20 protein-coding genes, 3 tRNA genes and 1 pseudogene are annotated in these 24,755 nt (G+C 47.3%); 13 read left to right on the top strand and 11 right to left on the bottom strand.

All coding sequences use genetic code 11. From position 1 onward, the window contains the following. Together ABW391_RS19090 and ABW391_RS19085 are read left to right on the top strand one after the other, a co-directional pair. A pseudogene (locus ABW391_RS19090) lies at nt 1-227 on the top strand (hypothetical protein); the annotation flags it as partial. A 317-nt stretch (nt 228-544) separates the two neighbouring features. Beyond that, nucleotides 545-2,005 (top strand): pyruvate kinase, encoded by a 1,461-nt coding sequence (locus ABW391_RS19085; RefSeq protein WP_353483503.1) that lies wholly within the window; start codon nt 545-547, stop codon nt 2,003-2,005. Between the two features lie 116 nt (nt 2,006-2,121). Here ABW391_RS19085 and ABW391_RS19080 read toward each other — a convergent pair whose 3' ends face one another. From ABW391_RS19080 to mnmA, 4 genes are read right to left on the bottom strand one after another with little or no spacing between them, the layout of a single operon-like run. Further along, nucleotides 2,122-4,281 (bottom strand): S9 family peptidase, encoded by a 2,160-nt coding sequence (locus ABW391_RS19080; RefSeq protein WP_353483502.1) that lies wholly within the window; start codon nt 4,279-4,281, stop codon nt 2,122-2,124. A 57-nt stretch (nt 4,282-4,338) separates the two neighbouring features. Continuing rightward, on the bottom strand, nt 4,339-4,851 hold the full coding sequence (gene rimM / locus ABW391_RS19075; protein ID WP_353483501.1) for a ribosome maturation factor RimM: 513 nt from the start codon (nt 4,849-4,851) through the stop codon (nt 4,339-4,341). A gap of 46 nt (nt 4,852-4,897) precedes the next feature. Continuing rightward, a complete protein-coding gene (locus ABW391_RS19070) occupies nt 4,898-5,611 on the bottom strand; it encodes a hypothetical protein (protein WP_353483500.1) in 714 nt (237 codons plus the stop codon). Nucleotides 5,612-5,620: 9 nt separating this feature from the next. Further along, on the bottom strand, nt 5,621-6,727 hold the full coding sequence (gene mnmA, locus ABW391_RS19065) for a tRNA 2-thiouridine(34) synthase MnmA (protein WP_353483499.1): 1,107 nt from the start codon (nt 6,725-6,727) through the stop codon (nt 5,621-5,623). A gap of 123 nt (nt 6,728-6,850) precedes the next feature. Between mnmA and ABW391_RS19060 the strand changes: the two genes are divergently transcribed. Together ABW391_RS19060 and ABW391_RS19055 are read left to right on the top strand one after the other, a co-directional pair. Beyond that, nucleotides 6,851-7,489, top strand: coding sequence for a LysE family translocator (locus ABW391_RS19060; RefSeq protein WP_353483498.1), 639 nt, complete (start codon nt 6,851-6,853; stop codon nt 7,487-7,489). 162 nt (nt 7,490-7,651) lie between these two features. Then, nucleotides 7,652-8,521 carry a septal ring lytic transglycosylase RlpA family protein gene (locus ABW391_RS19055; protein WP_353483497.1) on the top strand — a complete coding sequence of 290 codons (870 nt, stop codon included), beginning with the start codon at nt 7,652-7,654 and terminating at the stop codon, nt 8,519-8,521. Nucleotides 8,522-8,655: 134 nt separating this feature from the next. Here the strand turns inward: ABW391_RS19055 and ABW391_RS19050 are convergent, their stop codons facing one another. Together ABW391_RS19050 and ABW391_RS19045 are read right to left on the bottom strand one after the other, a co-directional pair. Beyond that, nucleotides 8,656-10,854, bottom strand: a complete 2,199-nt coding sequence (locus tag ABW391_RS19050) for a B12-binding domain-containing radical SAM protein (protein WP_353483496.1) — start codon at nt 10,852-10,854, stop codon at nt 8,656-8,658. Between the two features lie 33 nt (nt 10,855-10,887). After that, nucleotides 10,888-11,550, bottom strand: coding sequence for a YggS family pyridoxal phosphate-dependent enzyme (locus tag ABW391_RS19045; RefSeq protein WP_353483495.1), 663 nt, complete (start codon nt 11,548-11,550; stop codon nt 10,888-10,890). 253 nt (nt 11,551-11,803) lie between these two features. Between ABW391_RS19045 and pgi the strand changes: the two genes are divergently transcribed. After that, nucleotides 11,804-13,450 (top strand): glucose-6-phosphate isomerase, encoded by a 1,647-nt coding sequence (pgi, locus tag ABW391_RS19040; protein ID WP_353483494.1) that lies wholly within the window; start codon nt 11,804-11,806, stop codon nt 13,448-13,450. 48 nt (nt 13,451-13,498) lie between these two features. On the opposite strand, the gene ABW391_RS19035 is transcribed toward pgi, so the two are convergent. After that, nucleotides 13,499-14,197: a metallophosphoesterase family protein gene (locus ABW391_RS19035; protein WP_353483493.1), complete on the bottom strand. Its 699-nt coding sequence runs from the start codon at nt 14,195-14,197 to the stop codon at nt 13,499-13,501. A gap of 106 nt (nt 14,198-14,303) precedes the next feature. Here ABW391_RS19035 and ABW391_RS19030 point away from each other — a divergent pair. From ABW391_RS19030 to ABW391_RS19005, 6 genes are all read left to right on the top strand, one after another. Next, a tRNA-Arg gene (locus ABW391_RS19030) sits at nt 14,304-14,375 on the top strand. A gap of 125 nt (nt 14,376-14,500) precedes the next feature. Continuing rightward, nucleotides 14,501-17,494, top strand: coding sequence for a PVC-type heme-binding CxxCH protein (locus ABW391_RS19025; RefSeq protein WP_353483492.1), 2,994 nt, complete (start codon nt 14,501-14,503; stop codon nt 17,492-17,494). Nucleotides 17,495-17,545: 51 nt separating this feature from the next. Beyond that, nucleotides 17,546-18,157, top strand: a complete 612-nt coding sequence (locus ABW391_RS19020) for a methylthioribulose 1-phosphate dehydratase (RefSeq protein ID WP_353483491.1) — start codon at nt 17,546-17,548, stop codon at nt 18,155-18,157. A 35-nt stretch (nt 18,158-18,192) separates the two neighbouring features. Next, the gene (locus ABW391_RS19015; RefSeq protein ID WP_353483490.1) at nt 18,193-18,720 is read left to right on the top strand and encodes a 1,2-dihydroxy-3-keto-5-methylthiopentene dioxygenase; all 528 of its coding nucleotides are present in this window, start codon (nt 18,193-18,195) and stop codon (nt 18,718-18,720) included. A 497-nt stretch (nt 18,721-19,217) separates the two neighbouring features. Continuing rightward, the gene (gene mtnC, locus ABW391_RS19010) at nt 19,218-19,895 is read left to right on the top strand and encodes an acireductone synthase (RefSeq protein ID WP_353483489.1); all 678 of its coding nucleotides are present in this window, start codon (nt 19,218-19,220) and stop codon (nt 19,893-19,895) included. A gap of 98 nt (nt 19,896-19,993) precedes the next feature. Next, nucleotides 19,994-21,568, top strand: coding sequence for a beta-N-acetylhexosaminidase (locus ABW391_RS19005; RefSeq protein ID WP_353483488.1), 1,575 nt, complete (start codon nt 19,994-19,996; stop codon nt 21,566-21,568). A 110-nt stretch (nt 21,569-21,678) separates the two neighbouring features. Here the strand turns inward: ABW391_RS19005 and ABW391_RS19000 are convergent, their stop codons facing one another. From ABW391_RS19000 to ABW391_RS18985, 4 genes are all read right to left on the bottom strand, one after another. After that, nucleotides 21,679-22,251, bottom strand: a complete 573-nt coding sequence (locus ABW391_RS19000) for a DUF1415 domain-containing protein (RefSeq protein WP_353483487.1) — start codon at nt 22,249-22,251, stop codon at nt 21,679-21,681. 77 nt (nt 22,252-22,328) lie between these two features. After that, the gene (locus tag ABW391_RS18995) at nt 22,329-22,838 is read right to left on the bottom strand and encodes a GNAT family N-acetyltransferase (RefSeq protein ID WP_353483486.1); all 510 of its coding nucleotides are present in this window, start codon (nt 22,836-22,838) and stop codon (nt 22,329-22,331) included. Nucleotides 22,839-22,890: 52 nt separating this feature from the next. Then, nucleotides 22,891-23,529 (bottom strand): hypothetical protein, encoded by a 639-nt coding sequence (locus ABW391_RS18990; RefSeq protein ID WP_353483485.1) that lies wholly within the window; start codon nt 23,527-23,529, stop codon nt 22,891-22,893. Nucleotides 23,530-23,610: 81 nt separating this feature from the next. After that, nucleotides 23,611-24,201: a Crp/Fnr family transcriptional regulator gene (locus ABW391_RS18985; RefSeq protein ID WP_353483484.1), complete on the bottom strand. Its 591-nt coding sequence runs from the start codon at nt 24,199-24,201 to the stop codon at nt 23,611-23,613. Between the two features lie 208 nt (nt 24,202-24,409). Here ABW391_RS18985 and ABW391_RS18980 point away from each other — a divergent pair. Continuing rightward, nucleotides 24,410-24,496, top strand: a tRNA-Ser gene (locus ABW391_RS18980). 158 nt (nt 24,497-24,654) lie between these two features. Beyond that, nucleotides 24,655-24,728 (top strand) — tRNA-Pro (locus ABW391_RS18975). The last annotated feature ends 27 nt before the right edge of the window (nt 24,729-24,755 follow it).

Here is a 24,755-nt window from a genome sequence, read left to right as displayed (position 1 = left end):
GCGAGGTATTCCGCTTTCTTCGCCGCATTCCACGCATGCGCGAACAAGAATTGCGACACGAATTCATTTCGCTGCGCGAAAAACTACTTAAACTCGAACACGATCCCTTCGAACGCCGCCCATTTATGTATCTGGACATCATTTCCTGGCTGGAAAGCAAAATCGAAGATCGACAGGTGCAGGATGTTATTCGGGCGAAATTTGAGCATCGGGTGGAACGGTATTGATTTCAATATCCAATATCCAATAATCAATGTCCAATGTCCAAATGGGTAGTGCCGTGTTTGTGTTTTGACAAGAAGATTGTGCTGGTGATTTTTACCTCCTGCTGATTATCCGTACAATCCCCCTCTCAAAACCCTAATACCGCACTACCCCATTTGGACATTGGATATTGATTATTGGCTATTGGACATTGAACAGAGATTATTGGATATTGGACATTGAACAGAGATTTTTGGCTATTGGATATTGAACGAGAATTTGATTAACATCACGACTTTCCCAGCAAAAGTCATTGCCTTTCCATTTGCATATCCCCACCTTGTCCGAAATTACAGCCATGATGAGTGATGAGTTGAATAAACTGGCAACTGAGCTTGAAAAAATTGATGCATTCATGCTCCGGTCTGAGCAAGATTTTGACTACTTACTCGAACAAGTACATCCTTCTCAGCATAAAAATGCAGTCAACCTGCTGCATTACCTCGCATTGCGCAGTTTGGACATTCGAGAGTTGCAGGATTCTTTGCACGAAGTGGGTTTGTCTTCCATGACCAGTGCTGAAAGCCACATTCGTGGGCAGGTCTTGGCCATCCAGCAGCGGATGGGATTAGATAAAACCTTGTCTGATGAGGTCTTTACCTATACAACCAGTAAGGAGTCTATGACACAAAAATCAACTGCGCTTTTTGGCCAAAAACAACAGGAGTTGGTACCCTACATCATGGTAACCTTTGATGCCAGCCTGGCCGATGATTTTGAAAAAGTAAAGAATCTGCTGCAATCCGGGATGAACATTGCCCGCATCAATTGTGCCCACGACGATGAATCGGTCTGGTCTCGCATGATTCAACACGTTAAGCGCGCAGCAACGATTACGGGCTTGAAATGTAAAATTTACATGGATTTGGCTGGACCCAAAATTCGTACCGTGTTTCACAAGCAAGACAAGTTGAACATCGAAGTAGGCAAGCACATTTACCTCGTCGATCAGAAACACCTTGACACGGATAAAGCTACGGTAGGTTGCACGCTGATCGGTATCGTAGAGCAATTGAATCCTGGCGAAAGTGTACTATTCGACGATGGCCTGATTGAAGCACGGGTTGAGAAAATTGAAGACCACCGGGCTAAATTGCAAGTCTTGCGCATTTCCAAAAAGAAACCAGTCATCAAAGCGGAGAAAGGCATCAATTTTCCGGATTCTATTTTGACAACTCCTGCATTAACCGAATACGACAAAAAATGCCTGAGTTTCATCGAAGAACACGCCGATATGGTTGGTTATTCTTTTGTACGCAATAACAAAGACATCATTCAACTCCACGAAGCTTTGGGTGAAAATCAAAAACTTGACCTGGTCATCAAAATTGAAACCCCCGAGGCTGTGAAAAACCTCCCGGATCTGCTGTTTTGCGGGATGCGCCGAGAGAATGTAGGCGTGATGATTGCACGTGGAGACTTGGCCGTAGAGATTGGTTTTGAACGCATGAGCGAAATTCAGGAAGAAATTCTCTGGATTTGCGAAGCTGCGCATGTCCCGGTAATCTGGGCTACTCAAGTACTCGAAAACCTCAACAAATCCGGCATGGCCACCCGTTCGGAAGTTACCGATGCCGCCCACGCCGCCCTAGCCGATTGTGTAATGATCAACAAGGGCAACTACATCATTCAAACCATGGAGACCCTGCGCGATATCCTGCTGCGCAGTGGCGGCCACCACGTCAAAAAACGCTATACTTTTCGGCCACTTTCTATCGCCATGCGGTTCATGACGCGTTGATATTGATTTTTTTATGCGAATAATCGTGTATCGACGTTTACTAAACTTTAAAAGTTTAGTAAACGTCGATACACTACCACTTTGGATATTGGACATTGAGTGTTGGATATTGAAAACTATCGAATATACCGACCAAAAAACTCATAAATCCGCAATATCCGATCAATCCGCTGCCGAACATTCCCGGAGCGGCTCAATTCGTGTGTGCCGCCGGGCATCAAGACATATTCCACCTCTTTTTCAAGGTATTTCAAGCTGCGGAACATCATTTGTGACTGGATGACGCCGGTACGCAAATCGTTTTCTCCGTGCTTGATCAAAAATGGGGTGCGAATTTTATCTACAAAAGTATAGGGTGATTCCGCATCGATGCGGGTCTTTTTTTCGTCTTCCCAAGGCAACCCAAAGTAGTTGGGAACGAGCCTCCAGGCGTTGCCTTCGCCCATAAAGGTGGTCAGGTCGTATACGCCCCGTTGGGCAAAAGCAGCTTTGAAACGATGATCGTGCGCAATGATCCAGGCGGTGAGGTATCCAGCATAGGAGCCACCCGTAATCACTTGTTTGGCGGTATCTACCCAGGCTGATTTGGCCGCGTCGGCACAGGCAGCTAGCGCGTCTTCCTGTGGGCCAGGCCCCCAATCGCGGTAGTTGGAAAACTGAAAATCTTTGCCATAACCACCCGATCCACGTTGGTTGGGGTAAACCACACCATAGCCCTGAGCGCAGAAATACTGCAACTCATGCCACATCGAAAACTCTCCAGGCCCCCACATGGCCGTAGGACCACCATGCAATTGCAAAACCAGCGGATATTTTTTGCCCGGCTCCATGAAGGTCGGTTTCATGATCCAGTATTCCACTTTCAGTCCTTTGGAGTTGGTGTACACTCTCTTTTCAGGCAGGCTGAGTTTTCGGTCTTTCAACCAGGCTTCGTTGTGGCGGCTGAGTTGAACCGGGTTCTTCATGTTCAGATCCGCAAAATACAGATCTGAAGGATTCAGGACTTCGGTTCTGCTGTACACGATTTTGGAAGAGCTCAGGTCAAAGGCATTGATCCCGGTTTCGTAATCGCTCAATTGTTCAATTTTGCGGGTCTTGGCATCCATGCGGTACACCGGCACGCCACCATTGGAGGGGGCATTGATGTACAGGTATTTGTCGTCTTTAGACCAGACCATACTGTTGGAGCTGCGGTCAAAGGCCACCGCTTTCAAGTTTGCGCCATTGGCATCGGCCACCACAATTTGGCTGAAAGACAGCAAATTTGGAGTAGATACAATGGCTGCCAAAGTCTTGCCATCGTTGGACAACTCGTAATTGCCAAAGGATTTGTCTTTTTCACCCAGGATGACTTTTTCATCGCTGCCATCCAGGTTCATGGTGATGATGGCCGATTCTTGCTCCCTGTCTGGATGCTGGGTGCGGTCTTTGCTCGTTACTGCCCAAATCCGTTGTCCGTCTGGCGCCCAGGCACCTTGGCGGTACGACCAAAATCCTTTGGTGACCGGGGACGCTTTCGCCCCTTCTTTGACCTCGATAATGGACAAATGGCTGAACTGTATTTCTGGTTCAACGCTGGCTTCACCCTGAAAATTCAGGCGATTAAAAACCTTGGCTTTGCGGTCTTCTACATCTTTATCGAGGTAAGCGCGGATTTCCTCCAGGTTGCCGTCGGGGTTGGGTTTGATCTTTTTATCCCGGTTCAGGTATTCGTTTTTGGGGAATCCTGGTTTTTCCATCGACCAGGCGGGTACTGCCCGACCCGGATTGAGAATGGTATCGTTGAGCAGGGTGCTGAAATTGAGCGAAACGCTGAACAAGATTTTCTTTCCATCGGGTGAAAACTTGGGCTCTCCTGCGCCATTGGGTGCATCCGTCAATTGCCAGGCTTCACCTCCGTCCAGCGGAAGGATGAAAATTTGAGATTTGGATTTCACGCTGCGGGCGAAAGCGATTGATTTTCCATCGGGTGAAAACGCAGGGCTGGAAATGCTTTCCAGACCGTGAGTCAGCGCTCTGGGAGTTGCGTTGGCTTGAAGATCAACGAGGTAAAGATGGTTGCGGTAATCGTATTCCAGCTTGTTCTCGGCGTTGGGTTCAATGGTGCGCAACACATAAATGGCCTTGGATCCATCAGGAGAAGCACTTACCCAGACGACCTGTTGGAGACGAGCAAGGTCGGTCACCTGGATTTTTTGGGTGCCATTTTGAGCGCCGGTCACGATGCTCAGGCTGGTAAAAAGCACCAGCAATAAAAGGGTGTGGATGTTTTTCATACTTGTATGGTTAGTCTGAACTTAGCCTCAATAGACTTTTTCGGCAAGTCTACGATTTTACAAATCCAATAATCCTTCGGGCAGATCTACTTGCACTTTTTTTTCTTTGTGGTCAACCGATTGGATGAAAACGGGATTCAGTGGCACCACAACTTCTCGCCCCTGGTAATCCAGCATGGCCAGGTGCTGGCCGGGAGATTCCACAATTTCTTCGATTATCCCCAGATTGCCCAATTCCTGATCCACCAACAGGTAGCCTTCAAAACGTTCATACTGCTCCACATTAACGGTATTAATCTCGGGGAGCAAATCGCTTTCGCGCATGAACAATTCTTTGCCTCCCAATGCCTGCGCTGCTTCGCGACTGTTGAGGTCTTCAAATTTCACAATGGGATCGTGGCCACCCCGGAATTCTTCGATAAAGTAAGGTACGGTTTTTCCCACCAATTCTACAAACAGGATTTTTGCTTCCGCGAAATCATCCCAATACCGTTCCTTGATTTTTAGTTTAACTGCTCCGTCTACGCCGTGGGTTTTACTCACTCGGCCAATGGGGATGTATTTGTCCATATTTCTCTTAGTTGTGGGGCAAATGAACACTTATTTTTATCGCCCCTTAGATTCTGCGCATTTTTAAAATAAATCCAGACTGGGCTTTTTTCTCCCAGGCTTGTCCCTGACAGGGCAGGCATTGGGTATTCAGTACACTCAATTCGCGGTACACCAATCCCAAATTGGCGGCATAACGTTCTGTTCCCCGACGCAATTCGATGGCATTTTCGTAATTGCTGAATTGAATTTCGATGGTATTGGGGTACTGATTCCAGCTTTGATCCAGGTTTTTGAAGCTTGCTTTCCAGCCTTTGAAGAGTTCGAGTGGCTCTCCTTTAACGTCTACTTTGGTCAATGGATCGACATACAACAGCGGATTCCATTCCTGCTTGCTCTGCACGGGGAACACCATTTTGACCAAGCGAAAATTGTTTTCAAAGCGCTGGGCTTGAGTTGATGTTCGAGATTCGGTCAGCACGGATTTTAAAACCCAATTGTCCTGTGCATTGCTTCGCTCAAATCGCTCAATGCGGTATTCGAGGTCTTTGCGGGCATTGCGAAAAGTGTCCACTATCACTTCGCGAACGAAGGTAGTCGTAGTGTCGATGGAAACCCGGGTTCCTTGCGGGTCGAAAAGGATGCTGTCCACCACAAAATTGCGCTGCTGCCCAATGCCCAGCGGAAAATACTCGTAGCGCAAGGGTGTTTCCAGCACCGCAGTTTCCTCCTTGCATCCCCAAATCCCCCACAAAGCAATAGCAACAAGCAGATAGCGCATAGGGCAGAATTAAAAAGCGTGCATTTCCTTGTAGATGATTCCGCCGCCGATCACATCATCGCCTTCCATAAACACTGCCGATTGCCCTGGGGCAATGCCAGAAACATTGGCATGGAACTGAACGGTTATTTTTCCATCGGGGGCATTGCTCAGTTCGCTCATGGTACCCGCATCTTTGTAACGCACTTTGGTCAAAGCTTCGAGGCCGTCGGGAATGCGCTCGTATTTCATGGAATTGACCTGATACACGCTCATGCTGTTGCGAATCAGTTCTTCGAGTTCGCCAAGTACCACGGTATTCGTATCGGGTTGAATTTCAGTCACAAACATGGGCTGTCCAAAAGCAACGCCAAGCCCTTTGCGCTGACCGATGGTATAAAAAGGATAGCCTTCGTGTTTGCCGATGACTTCGCCTTTGGTATTTACAAAGTTGCCACCTTTCACCTGCGCTTCCAGATCCGGCAGGCGTCGCTTGAGGAAACCCCGGTAATCGTTGTCGGGCACAAAGCAAATCTCGTAGCTCTCCGATTTTTTGGACAATTCCGCATAACCCGCATCAAAGGCGATTTGGCGCACTTCAGGTTTGGTGAATTTGCCCACGGGGAATTGCGTCCGGTGCAGTGCTTCTTGCGAAAGTCCCCACAGCACATAAGATTGATCTTTGTGGGGGTCGGCACCTTTACTGATGTATTTGCGTCCGTTTAAGTCTTTGACTTGGGCGTAATGCCCGGTAGCGATAAACTCACAATCCAGCGAATTGGCGCGTTTGAGCAAGGCATTCCATTTGATGTGGGTATTGCACAGCACGCAAGGGTTGGGGGTGCGGCCAGCGATGTATTCTTCTACAAAATTGTCGATCACAAAATCGCCAAACTCATCCCGAATGTCAATGATGAAATGGTGAAACCCCATGCTTACCGCTACTTCGCGGGCATCGTTGATGGAATCCAGGCTGCAACAGCCCGTTTCTTTTTTGGAACCACCAGAATTGGCATAATCCCAGGTTTTCATGGTAATGCCAATCACTTCATATCCTTCTTCATGGAGCAACATCGCCGTAACCGTACTGTCGATGCCGCCACTCATGGCCACTAAAACTTTTCCAAGTTTACTCATGCACAATTATTTGGAAAAAAATCTTCGCAAAATTACAAAATAATACCCCTAAAAGTTCGCTTAAGTATCAACAATAGCGCTTAATTTTGCGTACACAAGTTCTTTCTTCACTAAACTAACTAAATGGAGCCGTCACCCGCTCTGATTTTTTTCTTGAGCATGCTGGCCAGCATAGCAGGCACTTTACCCTTTGGCCCCATCAATCTTTCTGTGGTAAACACCACCATCAATCGCAGCTGGCGCGCGGCCTTTCATTTTTCGATTGCGGCAGCACTCATTGAGATTCCTCAATCTTTCATCGCCATTCGGTTCAACCCAATGGTGCAACAGCTTTTGCAACACAATGTGTGGGTCAAATCTTTTGTTGTGGTCTTTTTTGTGGGCATTGGGCTGGTTTTTTTCTGCCGAAAGCCGCTGAAAGAAGGCGAAAAAAAGGCAAAATCCAAAAACAATGATTTCATCAATGGGTTGTTGGTTTCAATTGCCAATCCGCAAGCCATTCCTTTTTGGATTTTTATTCTGGCCTTTTTAAAATCCGCAGAGTACCTCGACATTTCAGACCATCCACCTTTGTATTTTCTGTGTTTGTTTTTGTCGGGTGTTGCTTGTGGTAAGCTGCTCACTTTGTTGTTTTATGCCTTTTTGAGTCAACTGATTGTGAAGAGAGCTGCATTTGTCAGCCAATGGATGAACAAAATCATCGGAGTCATTCTGATGGGCATTGGTCTGGTGCAAGGGATGCGGCAAATGTTGGAGATGTAATGCTCCTGATTAGGCTTTTCAAGGCTTGATCCAATAAACATCAGTTCATATATTGTTTGGAAAAATCCATTGCTTTGTTTATATTTGGGTACTTTCTACAACTCCAGGATGCGGATTCGTTGTATCCTGTCGTTTATGTACCAAATTAATCCAATATTCCGCATGAAATCAATCGCATTTTTATTTTCCTTGGCATTCTCACTCAATGGTTTGTGGTTGACTGCACAAGAGTTTGGCTATGCCTCCTACTATTCAGACGACTTCAATGGCAGTGAAACAGCTTATGGCGAAATTTACGACCGCAATAAACTGACTGCAGCCCATAAAATGCATCCACTGGGTACCCGATTGCGCGTTACCCGACTCGACAATAAAAAATCGGTAATCGTAAGGGTCAACGATCGAGGTCCTTATTTGAAAGGGCGGGTTGTAGAGATGTCTTTTGCAGCCGCACGCCAGTTGGATATGCTCAAGGATGGGCAGGTGGAAGTGAAGGTCGAGGTAATTGGTCAAGATGTGGCGCAACCCGAAGCACCTAAAACTGTATCAGTCGCGGTTCCTACTCCTGGAGTCACCACGACGGATCCTACCGTAAAACCCAAGCCAACTGTCAATACCAACTCCACTGTTCCTCCCGACACTAGGCCTGCTCCAACCGAATTGGTGGAAAAGAAACCAAATGTAGTTGCAGCTCCGGTAAGACCTAAAACCAAAACACAAACGGATAAAACCAAATTGGTACGTGGAGACATGGGCAGCACGGGGTTGTTCAAAATTGAAATTTCCCATTCCGACAAAAAAGGATTCGGAGTGCAAGTCGCCTCCGTCGCTTCTTACGAAGGCATGATGGAAAAAGTTACCCAATTGCAAGGCAAGTGGTTCGACAATATCCTTATAGATATGGAAGGAGGCAAAAGATTTCGAGTCATTCTTGGCCCTTTTGATACAGAAGGCAGCGCCAGAGCTTACGAAACCAACCTGAAGCGGAAGCGGATTGATGGGTTCGTGGTGAATTTGGCTGAGCTGAAGTAGCGCAGCCGAAGCGCCGACGCTTCGGCTCCATGACCGGTCACTGAGCGTAGCCGAAGTGCCGGTCATGGAGCCGAAGTGCCGGCGCTTCGGCTACGCTCAGCGACCAGCATCTCGGCTACGCTCAGCGACCGGCATTACAACACCAACAACCCCAGCCCACTTACCTTATTGAAAGGCTTGTTGTACCAAAACAATTCAAAGTCTTCCAAATCAGCGGCTTCGTAATGCGCTTTTAACTCCTCAAAAGTGAGCGTTTCGGGGTTATCTACGGCGATTTTTTCTAAGATTCCCAGTACCCATTTCCCTTGTGGCACATCAACCTTGATGCTGAGGGTTTCTTTTTTGTCCTGAAAAGTGAGCACTGCACTTTCCCAGGTTTCTCCCCGTTTGGTCTTTACGGTTATTTCCAACTCAGGCGGATTGCCCAGCCACACCACTTTGGCGTTGGGTTTGTTGGACTGAATTTCGTCCTCATTCAAGGCTTTGACGATGTATTCGCGGTCTATTTTGGTGCGTGGAATTTTGAACTCAAACCAATCTTGCAAGGGGAATTCAAATCCGATGCCGTGCATGTAATTGAGCAGGGATTTTTTTAGTCCAAAACTGAATGCATCGTGGTCTACGCCAACCGGGTCGGTAAACAAAAGGTCATTGTTGGCAAAAGTCCCCGAGCAACCAGGCTCTATCTGGATGTTGAAACCAGCAGGATTCATCCCGATGGGGCTATGGGTGGTCAAGGCAAATTGGTGCCAAAAACCGGATTGTAGTACACCTGCTTCAAACAATTGTCGCACCATTTCCAGGGAATCAATGGTTTCTTGCACCGTTTGGGTAGGGTAGCCGTACATCAAATAAGCATGTACCATGATGCTGGCTTCGGTAAAATTGCGGGTTACCCTCGCCACTTGCGCTACGGTGACTCCTTTTTGGATCAATTCCAGTAGGCGATCCGAAGCTACTTCCAGCCCGCCCGAAACGGCAATACAACCCGAGGCTTTGAGCAATTGACAAAGATCGCGGGTGAAACTTTTTTCAAAACGAATATTGGTCCACCAGGTAACGGTCAGTTTGCGGCGAATAATTTCGAGTGCCAAAGCCCGCATCAAGGCTGGCGGAGCCGCCTCGTCTACAAAGTGGAAGCCGCGCTCACCCGTTTGCTGGATCATCTCTTCCATGCGATCGCACAGCATTTTTGCAGCGATAGGCTCGTACAATTTGATGTAATCCAGCGAAATATCGCAAAAGGTGCACTTGCCCCAATAGCATCCGTGCGCCATAGTGAGTTTGTTCCAACGCCCGTCGCTCCACATGCGGTGCATGGGGTTGACTACCTCAATTGCCGAAATGTAGTGATCCAACAGCAGGTCGCTGTAATCGGGCGTGCCGACTTCGCTTTGCTTGTAATCGCGGTTCAGGCTTTGGTTGATGTATTCCACTTTGCCGTCCAGAAGGGTGAACGTGCGTTTGAGCAACTCCACCGGACGCTTGCTCTGAATGTGTTCAATGAGGTTTTCGATGGGTGTTTCGCCATCGTCTAGCGTGATGAAGTCAAAGAACTCAAATACCCGCGCATCACTGAGGGAACGCAATTCGGTGTTGGCAAAACCACCACCCATCACAACTTTGGTTTGTGGATGCTTGGCTTTGATCCATTGGCCGCAACGGAAAGCGGTGTATAAATTTCCAGGAAAAGGCACTGAAATGGCCACCAATTGGGGCTGGAGTTGTTGAATTTTTGCGGCCAGCAGCTTGATCAGCAACTTGTCGATGTAGGTGTATTCTTGCTGTAAATGGCCGTACAACTCATCAAAACTGTAGGCCGAACGGCCCAATCTTTCCGCGTAGCGGCTCAGGCCAAAATGTTCGTCCACGCACTCGGTGATCAGATCGGCCAGGTCTTCGAGGTACAAGGTGGCGAGGTGCTTGGCCTTGTCTTGCGTCCCCATACTGCCAAATGCCCAGCTCAAATCGGCCAGTTGGTCGAAGCGACTGGCACGAGGCAGGTAACCCTCCTGGCAAATCAGGTGTGCCAGGGTTGGATTTTTGCCCTGCAAAAACAAAATTATGCCATCAATACTGTTGATGTAGTGCTTGCTCAACGCGATCATGCGGCGGGCATTTTCAGAAAATTGAACTTCTTTGGTTCGGATGTGGGCAAATAAATCGCTGAGCCCTGCCTGGGAATACAACTCCAAAATCACTTCAATGCCTAGGTCAGCCTGGTAAGAAGAGATGTTTTTGGTGTTCAAAAATCCTTTCAAATAGGCCGTTGCCGGATACGGAGTATTCAGTTGCGTAAAGGGCGGCGTGATCAGGAAAGCGGTTGTACTCAAGAATGTTGATTTTACCAGACAAAAATAAAGCTTTTATTGAGGATTCCCGTAATTGCGGGCACCAAAGAGCAAGGTGCCTATGCGCACCAAGGTACTGCCTTCGGCAATGGCAACTGGATAATCGTCGGACATGCCCATGGAAATTTCTTTAAAATTGTCGTCGTTGGGGAAATAGCGGGCCTTCAGTGCATCGAAAATTTGGTACAAAGCCTTGAATTCCTTTCGAATCTGGTCCTCATCTTCTACAAAAGAAGCCATGCCCATTACGCCACACAACCGAATGTTTTGCAGGGTAGGGTAGGAGGCCGATTCCAAAAGGGCAAAGGCCTCTTTTTGGTCTAGCCCAAACTTGGTTGCTTCGTCGTTGATTTTGAATTGCAGCAAACAATTGATCACCCGATTATTGCGCTCGGCTTGTCGGTTGATTTCTTCGAGTAGTTTCAAACTGTCGACCGAATGGATCATGGCCACAAAGGAAGCCATGTATTTGACCTTGTTGCTTTGCAAATGCCCGATCAGGTGCCATTCGATGTCTTTGGGCAAGGCTTCGTGTTTGGATACCAGTTCCTGTACCTTGTTTTCTCCAAAAATGCGCTGACCTTGATCATAAAGGTTCAAGATCGCCTCGGTAGGTTGGGTTTTGGACACTGCTACGAGGCGGGTACTGCCCAATTGTTGGATCAATTCTTTGTACATGATGGTTTGCTGAACGATTTAAAATTGCTGCAAAATTATTCAAACATCCCAGAATGAAATAGGATTAATTTTCCAGCGGGCGATAAAAAAATAAGTGTTTCATTTTGCCAAAGGATTAGATGAGTAAACGCTTCATTTCAAGTTTCTTATCTAATCCTTTGGCTCCAAGAAAATGAAACATTTATTTTTGCCCCACTACCAAGGTGATTTTTATCAAATAAACTACCTTTATCTCCAAGTAATCAAACCAAACATGCACAAGCAAAATCCAACCCAAACCAAAGCCTGGGAGCAATTGACTCAACACTTCTCAACGATGAGTCAGGTTCATATGAAAGACCTCTTTGCTGCCGATCCTCAGCGCTTTGCGCACTTTTCGCAACGTTTTGAAGATGTTTTGGTCGATTATTCCAAAAACATCATCACGCAGGATACCCTGAATACGCTCCTGCAATTGGCGGAAGAATGCGGACTCAAACCCGCTATTGAAGCCATGTACAGCGGTGAAAAAATAAATGCCACCGAAGGCCGTTCGGTACTCCACGTGGCCCTGCGCAACCGCTCCAATCGACCCATTTTGGTAGATGGGGTGGATGTAATGCCCGAAGTCAATGCGGTATTGGCCAAAATGGAAGCCTTCAGCAAGCGCGTGTTGTCCGGCGAGTGGAAAGGCTACACCGGCAAATCCATCACCGATATTGTCAACATTGGCATTGGTGGTTCGGACCTGGGGCCGGTGATGGTAACCGAAGCATTGAAAGCTTATTGGCAGCGCGGCATGTCGGTACATTTTGTATCCAACGTAGATGGCACGCACATTGCCGAAACGCTCAAACCGCTGAATCCGGAAACGACCCTGTTTTGCATCGCTTCCAAGACCTTCACGACTCAGGAAACCATGACTAATGCAGAAACCGCCAAGTCTTGGTTTTTGCATGCTGCCGAGGATCCAAGCCAGGTAGCCAAGCATTTCGTCGCTTTGTCGACCAACGGAAAAGCAGTGGCCGAATTCGGCATCGATACCGCCAACATGTTTGAGTTTTGGGATTGGGTAGGTGGCCGTTATTCCCTGAGTTCTGCCATCGGTTTGCCAATTGCCTGCGTGATTGGGTTTGACAATTTCCGAGAATTGCTCGAAGGCATGCACGCGATGGACGAGCACTTCCACAATACTCCTCTGGAGCAAAATATTCCAGTCATTCTGGCTTTGATTGGCGTCTGGTACAACAACTTCTTTGGCGCTGCTACCGAGGCCATTTTGCCTTACGACCAGTACATGCACCGCTTTGCAGCGTATTTCCAGCAAGGCAACATGGAGAGCAACGGTAAATATGTAGACCGCAATGGCCATCCGGTGGCTTATCAAACGGGGCCAATCATCTGGGGCGAGCCGGGTACCAATGGCCAGCACGCTTTCTACCAACTGATTCACCAGGGCACTAAAATGATCCCTTGTGATTTCATCGCTCCCGCGCAAAGCCTCAACCCGCTGGGTGATCACCACGTGAAATTGATGTCCAACTTTTTTGCTCAAACGGAAGCCTTGTTGATGGGCAAAACCGAAGCAGAAGTGGTGGCTGAATTGGAAAAACAAGGCAAGTCGGCGGCAGAAATTGCTGAACTAGCGCCTTTCAAGGTATTCCAGGGCAACAAACCGACCAACTCGATATTGGCCAAAAAAATCAATCCTCGGACTTTGGGTATCCTGATCGCGCTTTACGAACACAAAATCTTTACCCAGGGCGTCATTTGGAACATTTACAGCTTTGATCAATGGGGCGTTGAATTGGGCAAGCAATTGGCCAATAAGATATTGCCAGAATTGGGAGATGCTGCGGAAGTGCACTCACACGATGCATCAACCAATGGCTTGATCAACGCTTATAAGTCAATGCGGTAAAAAGTGTAATCTGAGTTATTAAGTGCGAGTTCTATCGCATTTAATAACTCAATCTTCACGGTTGTCCGCTTCTTTGCGGGGAACAAAATACAACTTGCGGTTGCCCAGGTCGCAAGCACACAATTGGCCGTATCCAGTAGCTTCATAGACGCATCCGGCGTCGATGTCTAGTACTCGGTCATTCTCAAAACGATCAAACATTTTTAGGATAGAGGATGTTGCCATCGGCGTATGGCCATGGATGATGTAGCGGTTGCCGAGCCATTTTATATTCAGGTCTTTGTACCAATTTCTGATCCAAATCATTTTTTCCGGGTGGGCAAATGGGTCTTTACCCTTGGTGAATTCCAGACCGGCATGTACAAAAATATATTCTCCAGACTCAATGTAAATGGGCAGGTTTTCGATGAAATCGAGATAAAGTTGAGGAATGTCGGCAGCACGTTGAACGCCAAAACTTTCCAGGGTAGCATCTCCTCCATTGCGCAGAAAAATATCCACATCAGCGCCCTTTCCTTCAACCGCCCAAAGCAACAATTCTTCGTGGTTGCCCCTCAAACAATGAACCAGGTTTCCTTTTTTTTGCAGGTTTAAAATGGTATCAATAACACCTTTGGAGTCAGGGCCACGATCGATGTAATCGCCCAATAAATACAATTCATCTTTGCGGGAAAGCCTCAATTTGCTGAGTAACGATTTAAAAGTGGCATTGCAGCCATGGATGTCAGAAATAACTATTTTTCTCATTCCAAGGGAACTAAATTTTGTTAAAAGTAGTTTCCTTTTTTGAAAAAAATTAGAAATTCTGGTATGCGCTTTTGTATCTTTGCATTCCGGGAAAAAAATCTCTTTCGGCTTCGTAGTACAACGGATAGTATGTAGGTTTCCGGAACCTAAGATAGTGGTTCGATTCCACTCGAGGCTACAACGACAAGCCTGTTTTCTTATCGAAAACAGGCTTTTGTTTTTTGGTACAAAAAACTCCTGGGAATTATTCCACTAAACTGTTGCTTTCTCGTATTTTTGGCAAGAACCATAAGCTCATTTGCCATGCGTATCCTATCCTTCCTTGCACTATTCCTATGTTGTCTTGCTTGCCAGACTGATCCAGCAACCACCCCGCCTCCGGTATCCGATGAATTGAAAGCTGCCCTGGCCGCATTCCAGATCGCGGATGGATTCCAGATTGAATTGGTCGCTGCCGAACCCTTGTTGGGAGATCCAGTAGCCATGGAAATTGACGAGGATGGGCGCATGTACGTAGCCGAAATGTCTGGCTACCCGCTGGATTTGAGCAAAAAAGGCTGCATCAAAATCCTGACCGATACCACGGGCGATGGTTATCCTGACAAAGCCACCATCTTTGCCGATAGCCTGTTGTTGCCCACCGGAGTCATGCGTTGGCGGGAGGGCATCATTGTAACCGATCCCCCCAATGTGTATTATTTGGCCGATACCAACGGCGACAACAAAGCGGATGTGCGCAAGGTGTTGCTCACCGGATTTGCCCTTTCCAATCCCCAGCACAACCTCAATAATCCCATGTTTGGATTGGACAATTGGATTTATCTGGCGCATCAGTGGGCATTTACCCCAACGGTTTGTAAGGAATTTTCGGATGAAGGCAGTGAAATTCGTTTCCCCGACCAGCCCAGCGCTGCCCGCCTGGGCAAAAATGCCGACGACCGCAATGTGCGCTTCAAACCAGATTCCTATGAAATGGAAGCCTTGGCATCAGAAACCCAATTTGGTCAGGCCTTTGATGCCTGGGGTCGGCATTTTCTCACTGAAAACGCCAACCACATTTATCAGGAAGTGCTGGAAGCGCGCTACCTCCAAAACAACCCCAACCTGCTCGTGCCCAATGCGGCTGAAAGCATTTCTGACCATGAAACCAATTGCGAGGTTTACCCTATCACTGAAAAGCCAGATCACCAGTTGCTTACCGACGTGGGCGTGATTACCTCGGCTTGTGGCATTACGTATTACCTGGGAGGTGCTTTTCCTGCCGCTTTCAACTCAAACACTACGTTTGTAGCCGAACCCAGTCACAATCTGGTGCATGTGGATCGTATTAGCGAAAAAGGCGCCGCGTTTAACGCCAGTCGAATTTTGGTGGAAAAAGAATTTCTGGCCTCCAAAGACGCCTGGTTTCGACCCGTCAATTTTTACATCGGCCCGGATGGGGCGTTGTATGTGGTGGATTATTACCGACAAATCATTGAACACCCGGAATGGATGTCGGAAGAGGTGAATAAATCAGGCGCTTTGTACAATGGCACCGATAAAGGGCGGATTTACCGCATTACGCCCAAAAAAGGCTTGCCGATGAATTGGTTGAACAAACTCCAACTGTCCAAAAAATCGGATGAAGAGCTGGTTTCTTTATTGGCCAATGACAATATTTGGTACCGGCGTACTGCGCAGCGCTTGCTTTTTCAGCGCAAAACCAAAGCCATTGATGCCCTTAAAAAATTGGCCAGTATTTCCAGCAAATCAGAAGGCCGGGTACATGCCTTGTGGTTGTTGGAAGGTTTGGGACAAAGCGGCAAAGCGGAATTGGAAGCCAATCTGGCTCATCCGGAAGCAGGTTTGCGAGAAAATGCATTGAAAATCCTGGAAAAACACCCCGATTGGGCAAATGAGCTCGCAAGTAAGATTACCGCCCTGCAAAAAGACCCATCTCCACGGGTACGTTTCCAGTTGTTGAATACTTTGGGGGTCTTAAAAACATTGCCAGCTGGGGAAACCGCCAAAATCAATATTTTGGAACGCGACATTGACGATCAATGGGTGCAAATGGCATTGATTGCTGGTTCGGCAGGTCGGGAGTCGGAGCTATTGACCCTGGCGGAAAACAAATTTGGCCAACAACTCACGGAAAAACAGGCAGTTTTTATCAGTATTTTGGCGACTACCATCGCCAACGCCGGAGAGCAAAATGCCCTGGCCAAATTGTGGGAGGGCCACAACAACGCTGTACAAGCCGCTCTTTTCAAAGGCTTGAGTCAACTCTGGGATTACCAAGGTGTACCAAACTGGGTGAAGGAAAGCCAAAAATTGAAATTGCTGACCAATATGAAGGCGGAAACCCCAGCTGCCTTGCGCCGCGCCGCGCTGGAACTCATCCAGGTGTGCGGCGTGCCGGAGTCGGTACGCAACCGAATGTCGTCAGAAGCACTGCTCGCCCTGAGAAACCCCAAGGCAAATGCGGACTACCGGGCGGATGCCATCGCCCTGCAAGCGTTGATCCACCCCGATATTCAACGCCAGGAATTGATGAAACTGGTTATTGGTACCGAGCCATTGCCCTTGCGGCAAGCGGCTCTGGCGGGATTGAGCAAGTGTTCGGGCATCGGGGCTGCGGATTTTGTCACCAACAATTGGACTAAACTAGATTCAACCCTGCGGGATCAAGCCATTGGCCTCCTGATGGCTACACCTCAGAATTGCCAAGGCCTGCTCACCGCAATAGCTGCACAAAAAATAAATCGAGACGCGATAAGCTGGCCAAGAATGGTGCGCTTGATGAACAACGACGACGAAAAGGTTCGAAATCAGGCGCGTAAAGTGCTGGCAGGTAATGGATTGGCGCGAGAGGCTGTATACGCCAGTTATCAAACTGCCCTGCATCAGCAAGGTAATGCGAGCAAAGGGAAAATGATTTACCAGCGCGCTTGTCAAATTTGTCATACCCTCAAAGGGCAAGGTGTAGCCTTTGGACCAGACCTGGGCTCGGTGCGCAACCGCCGGGCAGAATCCATTCTCCAAGAAATCATCATTCCAAATCACTCCATCGCAGACAAATACGAACTCTGGCAGGTGGCGCTCAAAGGGGGCAAAAACGCCCAGGGTATCGTCACCAGCAAGACCTCAACTACCGTAAGCCTGAAAACCCTGAGCGGACAAACTCAAACCTACAGCCGCAACGAGATTGTCAGCATGGAGCAAGCCGCCAATTCGGCAATGCCAGAAGGACTGGAAGCGGGAATTACGGTATCCGAAATGGCGGATTTGTTGGCCTATATCAAAGGGGAAAAGTGACGGCTTTTACATGATCAGTCTATTTTTTTCGTACACTTGCAGCAAAAAAAGATGAATCAACGCGCGGATATAGTCAAGGCCATCCACTTTTTGCATCAAAAAGGTTGGGCACCAGCTACTTCTTCCAATTACTCGTTTCGGGAATCCGGGCAAAGCAATTTTTACGTGTCACAAAGTGGCATGGACAAGGGAGATTTTGGCGAAGCCCATTTTCTGGAAGTAGACGCTGACGGCAATCCAGTGAATGATTCCCGCAAGCCTTCTGCCGAAACCTTGCTGCATTGCGCTGTTTATCAGCTTTTTCCAGCGGTGCATTGTGTGCTTCATACCCACACTGTCCTCAATACGGTGGTGTCTCAAGTTTTTCAAGAAAAAGGCTGCCTTGAATTACAGGATTATGAGATTTTGAAGGGTTTTAGTGGCATCAAAACCCATGAAGTTTCCATAAAAATTCCCATCTTTGCCAATACCCAAGATATTAATGCTTTGTCTATCGAATTAGTGGATTTTGTGCGCAAAAACGATCCTGAGTTGCGTGCATTCCTCATCGCTGGACACGGCATGTACACTTGGGGAGCTACCGTTGCAGATGCCAAACGGCATGTGGAAGTGGTAGAGTTTCTTTTAGAATGCGAATACCTTAAATTGAAGTTGAAGGCATAAATTCCATTTTTGCCTTCAATCCAAAACCATTACTTATGGCTTTCATCACCATTCCAGACCAGCAAACCGTGCTGAACGATCCAGCCGAGATCAAAAAATTTCTCAACGCTCGAGGAGTAATTTATGAGCAATGGGAAGCCGCAGTTCCTTTTGCCGATGACGCAGATCAGGACACCATTATTGGCGCTTATGCCCACCAGCTCAAGCCTTACATGGAAGCCAACGGGTACAAAACTGCCGACGTGATCAACGTAACGCCTGATCACCCACAAATAGAAATGTTGCGCACCAAGTTTTTGAGCGAACACATCCACACTGAAGACGAAGTCCGTTTCTTCGTAGACGGGGAAGGCATGTTTTGGTTCAACTTGGGCGGCGATGATGACGTTTTCTGCGTGACTTGCCAGGCAGGCGATCTCATCTCGGTTCCAGCCAATACCAAACACTGGTTCGATATGGGCCCAAAGAAATTTGTCAAAGCCATCCGGGTGTTTATCGATCAGTCGGGTTGGGTTCCCCTCTACACGGAGTCGGGAGTTGATTCGAAGTACAATCTCAATTAATTTTTCAATATCCAATAATCAATATCCAATGTCCAATTTCCAACGCGGGTTGAGATCTTGCTTGTAAATTTATTTTTCCTCGCGAAAGCAAGGTCTAGGATATTTTTCTACGCGGGCAATAGATGAGAGCTAACGCATTAAAATTGTTATTGCAATGCAATATTTTACGCATACTTACCAACCCCCAGCCCCTGAAGGGGAGAAAAGCTTACGTTAGGTCAATATTCTACCTTTCTTTGAAAAAGAGGTAGGATTTTCACTTACCTAAAATGTACTCCCCTTAAGGGGTCGGGGGTTCTGAAATTCAGCGGCAAATATTGCAAAGTGTTGAAAATTAAATTTTTATAAAGATTATCAAGGCAATTTGCTTTTGATATTCCAATGCGTTTGCCCTGAATTCTTGGGTTTACCTTCGCGAGGAAAAATGAATTTATCAGCAAGATCTCAACCCGCGTTGGATATTGATTATTGGATATTGGATATTGAATAAAAAGCGTATGCAATTCATTCTTACCGACATCGAAGGCACCACTACCGACATCAACTTTGTCCACAAGGTGCTTTTTCCTCATGCTGCTGAAAACCTACCGGCTTTTGTGCATGCCAATGCCAACGACCCAACTGTAGCGGAAGCTTTGGAGCAAACGAAAAAGACCTTGATCGAAGAAAACCTTCCTGCTGAAAGTGTGGATGACCTGATCAATGGCTTGCTCAGTTGGATTGAGGCCGACCGCAAGCATCCAGCCTTGAAAAATTTGCAAGGATTGATCTGGAAAGAGGGGTATGAAAGTGGAGGTTTCAAAGGGCATGTATACCCGGATGTGGTGCTGGCTTTGGAGCGCTGGAAGCAGGCGGGTTATGGGTTGGGGATTTACTCTTCCGGTTCGGTAGCTGCCCAAAAACTCTTGTTTGGCAACAGCGAATACGGCGATTTGAACGGTTTTTTTTCTCACTATTTTGATACCAACGTTGGCCACAAACGCGAAGTTGGTTCCTATCAAAACATCGCCACCCAATTGGGGCTTCCTCCTGGCGAAATTCTTTTCCTTTCGGATATCCAGGAAGAGCTGGATGCCGCCCAGGCCGCCGGGATGCAATGCTTGCAACTCTTGCGCTTGGGGACCTTACCCAGTATGCGCCATGCAGGGGTAGGGACTTTTGCAGAAATTGAATAAGTTCCCGCATTAAAAGTTGCTGATTTTGTGGTGAGGAGGAATATCAAAAGGGGAAAATCCCAAAAATCCTTAACTTAATCCCCAAAATCAACAAACTCATGCCTACACATCGCATTCATTTTTCTTCAGCAACCCTGTTGCTCTTAGTTTTGATGACTTTTATGGCCTGCGCGCCCAAGAAACCTGCCGTTTCGATGGATCTTGCCCAGGAAAGCATCATCCCCGTTCCGGTTTCTGTCAGCGCCACCAACAGCTCTTTTGAACTGACCGACGCCTCGGACATTTATGTACAAACTGGTTCGGAAGAGTTGGTCAAAATTGGCCAATACCTTGCTGACAAATTGAATCCATCAACCGGTTTTAGTTTTTCGGTAAAACCCAGCACGGCCAATCCCGGTGATGGCAACATCTACCTCTCTATCAAGGAGGACGCAGAACTCGGAGATGAAGGATACGAACTCAACATTACTGCTGAATCAGTGCACCTGCAAGCAAATGCTCCTGCGGGATTGTTCCGGGGCATTCAGACCATTCGCCAATTGTTGCCAGCCAATGTTGAATCTTCCAGCAAGCAAGCGGGGCCCTGGTTGATGGCCAGTGGTACAATTCGGGATATGCCGACTTATGCCTACCGCGGCGCCATGTTTGATGTAGCCCGCCATTTTTTTAGTGTAGACGACGTCAAGCGCTACATTGACCTGATTGCTGCCTACAAAATGAACGGGATGCACTTGCACTTATCTGATGATCAGGGCTGGCGCATTGAGATCAAATCCTGGCCAAAATTGGCAGAATACGGCGGCAAAACCCAGGTCGGTGGCGGCAAAGGCGGCTACTATACCCAGGAGCAGTACAAAGACATCGTTCGGTACGCCCAGGATCGCTACATCACCATCATTCCCGAGATCGACATGCCCGGACACACCAACTCTGCCCTGGCCGCTTACCCTGAACTGAATTGCGACGGCAAGCCTCGGGAACTGTACTCAGGCACGGAGGTTGGTTTCAGTACCCTTTGTACCAAAAATGAAGTTACCTACAAGTTCATCGATGATGTGGTCAAAGAATTGGCAGCAATTACTCCTGGCCCGTACATCCACATTGGTGGCGATGAATCGCATGTAACCAAAAAAGAAGACTATATTCCCTTTGTAAATCGGGTACAAGACATCGTACTTTCACACGGAAAACAGGTGATTGGCTGGGACGAAATTGCCTTGGGTACGCTCAAGAAAAACGTATTCGTACAGCACTGGGCAGATGAAGACAATGCGAGAAATGCCGTAAAGCAAGGCTCTAAAGTCTTGATGTCGCCTGCCCGCAAAGCGTATACCGACATGCAATACGATTCCACTACGCAATGGGGCTTGCACTGGGCGGCTTACATCGAAGTGGACAGCGCGTACATTTGGGATCCGGCTACCTTGATTCCTGGACTTGGACCCAAAGACGTGTTGGGGATCGAAGCACCGCTTTGGTCAGAAACAGTAGACAACATTGAGGAAGTGGAATACATGGTGTTTCCGCGCTTGCCTGGATATGCTGAAATTGGTTGGTCTGCGGCATCTGCGCGTTCCTGGGATGCCTACAAGCAACGTTTGGCTGCACACGGGCCACGTTTGACGGCGATGGGCGTGAATTTTTACAAGTCGAAGTTGGTGGATTGGAAATAGGATGCTGATTCCTTGATTTTTGTTTCGCGCAGATTTGACACAGATTTAGGCACAGATTTTCGCTGAAAAATCCACGTCAAATCTGCGTGAAACAAAATCATCATGGTAATCTACCAGCAAGAATCCCGCAGCAATTTGATTTGTTTTAAGCCCAGGTTACGGGCATACTCCATGTTGCGGTGGGGAATATTTTCGGGGTCGGGGTAGTTTGCAAGGGCATTGTCCAGGCTCGATTCCCGTAGCAAGTGCAGCATGGGGTACAAAGAGCGGTTGGTATAATTGGCCGGATCATCGGCAGGAGCGTCGGCAAATTGGTAATCTTCGTGGAAGCCAGCTACCTGGTAAATGCCATCGTAGTCGTTGTCTTCCAGCATGTTTTCGCAATTTTCGATCAAATCCAGGTAATCCACAAATTGGCGAAACATACCCGGAAAAATCACCAGGGTTGTTTCAATGTTCTCGTCATTGTCGAGGCGTTCGCATTCTGCAAACATGGCCTCCATGCAGGTCTCCATGTCATCAGAATGAACAATTTCATAATGGATGCTGCCGCGTTGTACCTCACGACTGGCAAAAGGACAAAAATTGCAACCTATCACCACGTTTTTCAACCAGGCTTGGGTTTGGGTTACAATTGTTTCATCACTGGGGAGTTCTTTTCTCAAAGGGGGCGTTGGTGGCATGGAGTGTCGTTGAAAGAATATGAACAGTGAAGGTGGGGATTTTTGAGGAGAGATACAAATTTACCGTTTATACTTAATCATTTATTTAAATCGAGTTTCCAGGAGCTTAATTTTTCTTCAGGACTAAATTGTATAAAACCATTTTTTTGTAAAACCGACATTGAGGCAAAATTGCCCATTTCGGTCTGTGCAAAAATGGACTTGACTTCGGCTTGTTCCCGTACCCATTTGATCATGCCCGTTACCGCTTCGGTCATGTATCCGTGGCCTTGGTGCTGCTCATAAGTACCAAAACCAATTTCAATTTCTCCATCTGCGTTGGGTTCTCCTACGAAACACAAATCTGCCACCATTTGGCGTTCAGCCCTATTGATGATCGTCCAGAGGGTGGAATACAAATAGTTTTTAGCAGGATCGGCCACATTTGGCAGGATGGTTTCTTTAAGCGCTTCTTTTAGCTCAGGCGAAATGCTGCGGGTACTATTTTTGAGATGGAGTTCTTTTTCGAGAGACTGGTCATTTTTGATGTATTTCTGCAGTTGATCGTAGCTGAGGGGGAGTAGGTTAAGTCGGAAAGTTTGAATCATGAGGGCATGTTAGATTTGTTGTGGCAAGGATGCCACAACAAATCTAGCTAAATTAAGGCTGAAATACGGTTGGTGCCTGCTCCAATTTCCCCCGAAGGTAGAAATAAGCCTTTTCTTCCATTTTCATAAACGGGGTGTCTTGCCCATTTTTTTCCTTTAGTAATTCAACGGTTTCGGTCAAAACCCCTGCTTCGTACTGGTAATGCTGGGTGATCCTGATTTTGTTGTAGGGTGAAAAGGAACTCACATCGGTAAGGTTTAACGTGAATTGTTGCTCCCGAAATTCAGGGTCAGATTTCCCCAGCCCAGTTCCTAGCGATGAGAAAATATCGGTACACAATAGTCGATCAGAAGCTCCCTTCGCATACTTTAACTCAAAATACATGCTCTGATCGCGGTCTCCAGCACGGCCATCGTAGTTGGGGTGCATGCGGTGCAAGCTCTTGGTTGATTTCCATTCGTTGTCGTAGCGCTTCTGAATGACGTCAAAAACGTAGTCATAAGTCTCGTCGCGTTGCCATTGCCCATCGGTATAGCGGTAGGCATTGCTCACACCATTCCAAATGATGGTGTAGGTGTCTTCGATTTTGGCTTCAGTGCTTAAAGGAACGATGACGGCTTTGGAATTGGAACAGCTCGTGAATCCTGCTAGCGATGCAAAAAAGAAGCCAATGATGATTGATGCTTTCATGGTGTTGAACTTTGTGGTAATGAATTATTTTATTGACCCCACAAAGATCAGCGCGTGCAAGCGCTAAAAAATTGACCTATGTTACAATCGATGTTGGTCGCGAATTTTTTTGCGCAAGCGGCTTAAACTTTCTCTTTCCAAGCCCAGATAGGACGCAATGTGGTACAAAGGAATGCGCTCCAGGATATTAGGCGCGTGGGCTTGCAATTGCAAATACCGTTGCTCGGCATTCATAAATAAAAAGCCTTCAACCCGGCGAGTGGTGACCTTGAAGGTGTATTCAGCGATGAGTCGACCAAATTTTTCCCAGTTTTTGGAAACAGCATAGGCCTTCTCCAGGGTTTCGAGGTTGAAACAAACCACCTCAGCGTCTTCCAGCGCTTGAATGTGGTAGCGACTCGGTTTTTGCTCCAAAAAGCTGTCGTAGTCCACTGCAAACTCGTTTTCGAAGAAAAAATGGGAATTGACTTCTTTGCCATTCATAAGATAGTACATTCGGAATACCCCAGAGTTGATGAATGCAATTTCGCGGCAGACTTTCCCTTCTTCTACAAAGTGCTGTTTGGCAGGGATATTTCGAGTGCGGAGGTAAGGCTCGAATAATGCGCAGTCCTCTTCGGTAAGAAAAGATTCCTGTTGAAGGTAGGTTTTGAATTGGGCAAATGGACGCATGGCTGTTCAGGATTTTTTGATAAAGAAAAATAAAACCTTTCCCAATTTTTTGAAAATCAAACCTTTTTGGACAAACCGAAAAAAAAGTTTGAGTGAGCTGGAATTTTTTTTCCATTTCGTTTGTATTAATCACGACAGCATATATCTTTGCAGTCGCTTCGGGAAAAACGCGGTTATTTAATGAAATGACTTGTTTTTTTCGCTCCAAGGTGGAGTGGGTGAGTGGCTTAAACCACCAGTTTGCTAAACTGACGTACTGGAAACGGTACCCCGGGTTCGAATCCCGGCTCCACCGCAAGCATACATTTTGCACTCACACATTCTTCGGAATTTAGCGAAGCAATATCGGAAGAAAATTCGGGGCGTAGCGCAGCCCGGTAGCGCATCCCGATTTAGATCGGGAGGGTTCAAGGTTCAAAACCTTGAGTTCAGAATACTGGGAAAAGATAAATTCGGGGCGTAGCGCAGCCCGGTAGCGCACCTGCTTTGGGAGCAGGGGGTCCAAGGTTCGAATCCTTGTGCCCCGACAAAAAAAGAGCCATCCTTTGGGGTGG

The sequence above is a fragment of the Haliscomenobacter sp. genome, assembly GCF_040403615.1.
GTDB lineage: Bacteria > Bacteroidota > Bacteroidia > Chitinophagales > Saprospiraceae > Haliscomenobacter.
Note: the sequence above shows the minus strand (reverse complement) of the source record. Positions and strands in the feature narration are given on the sequence as shown.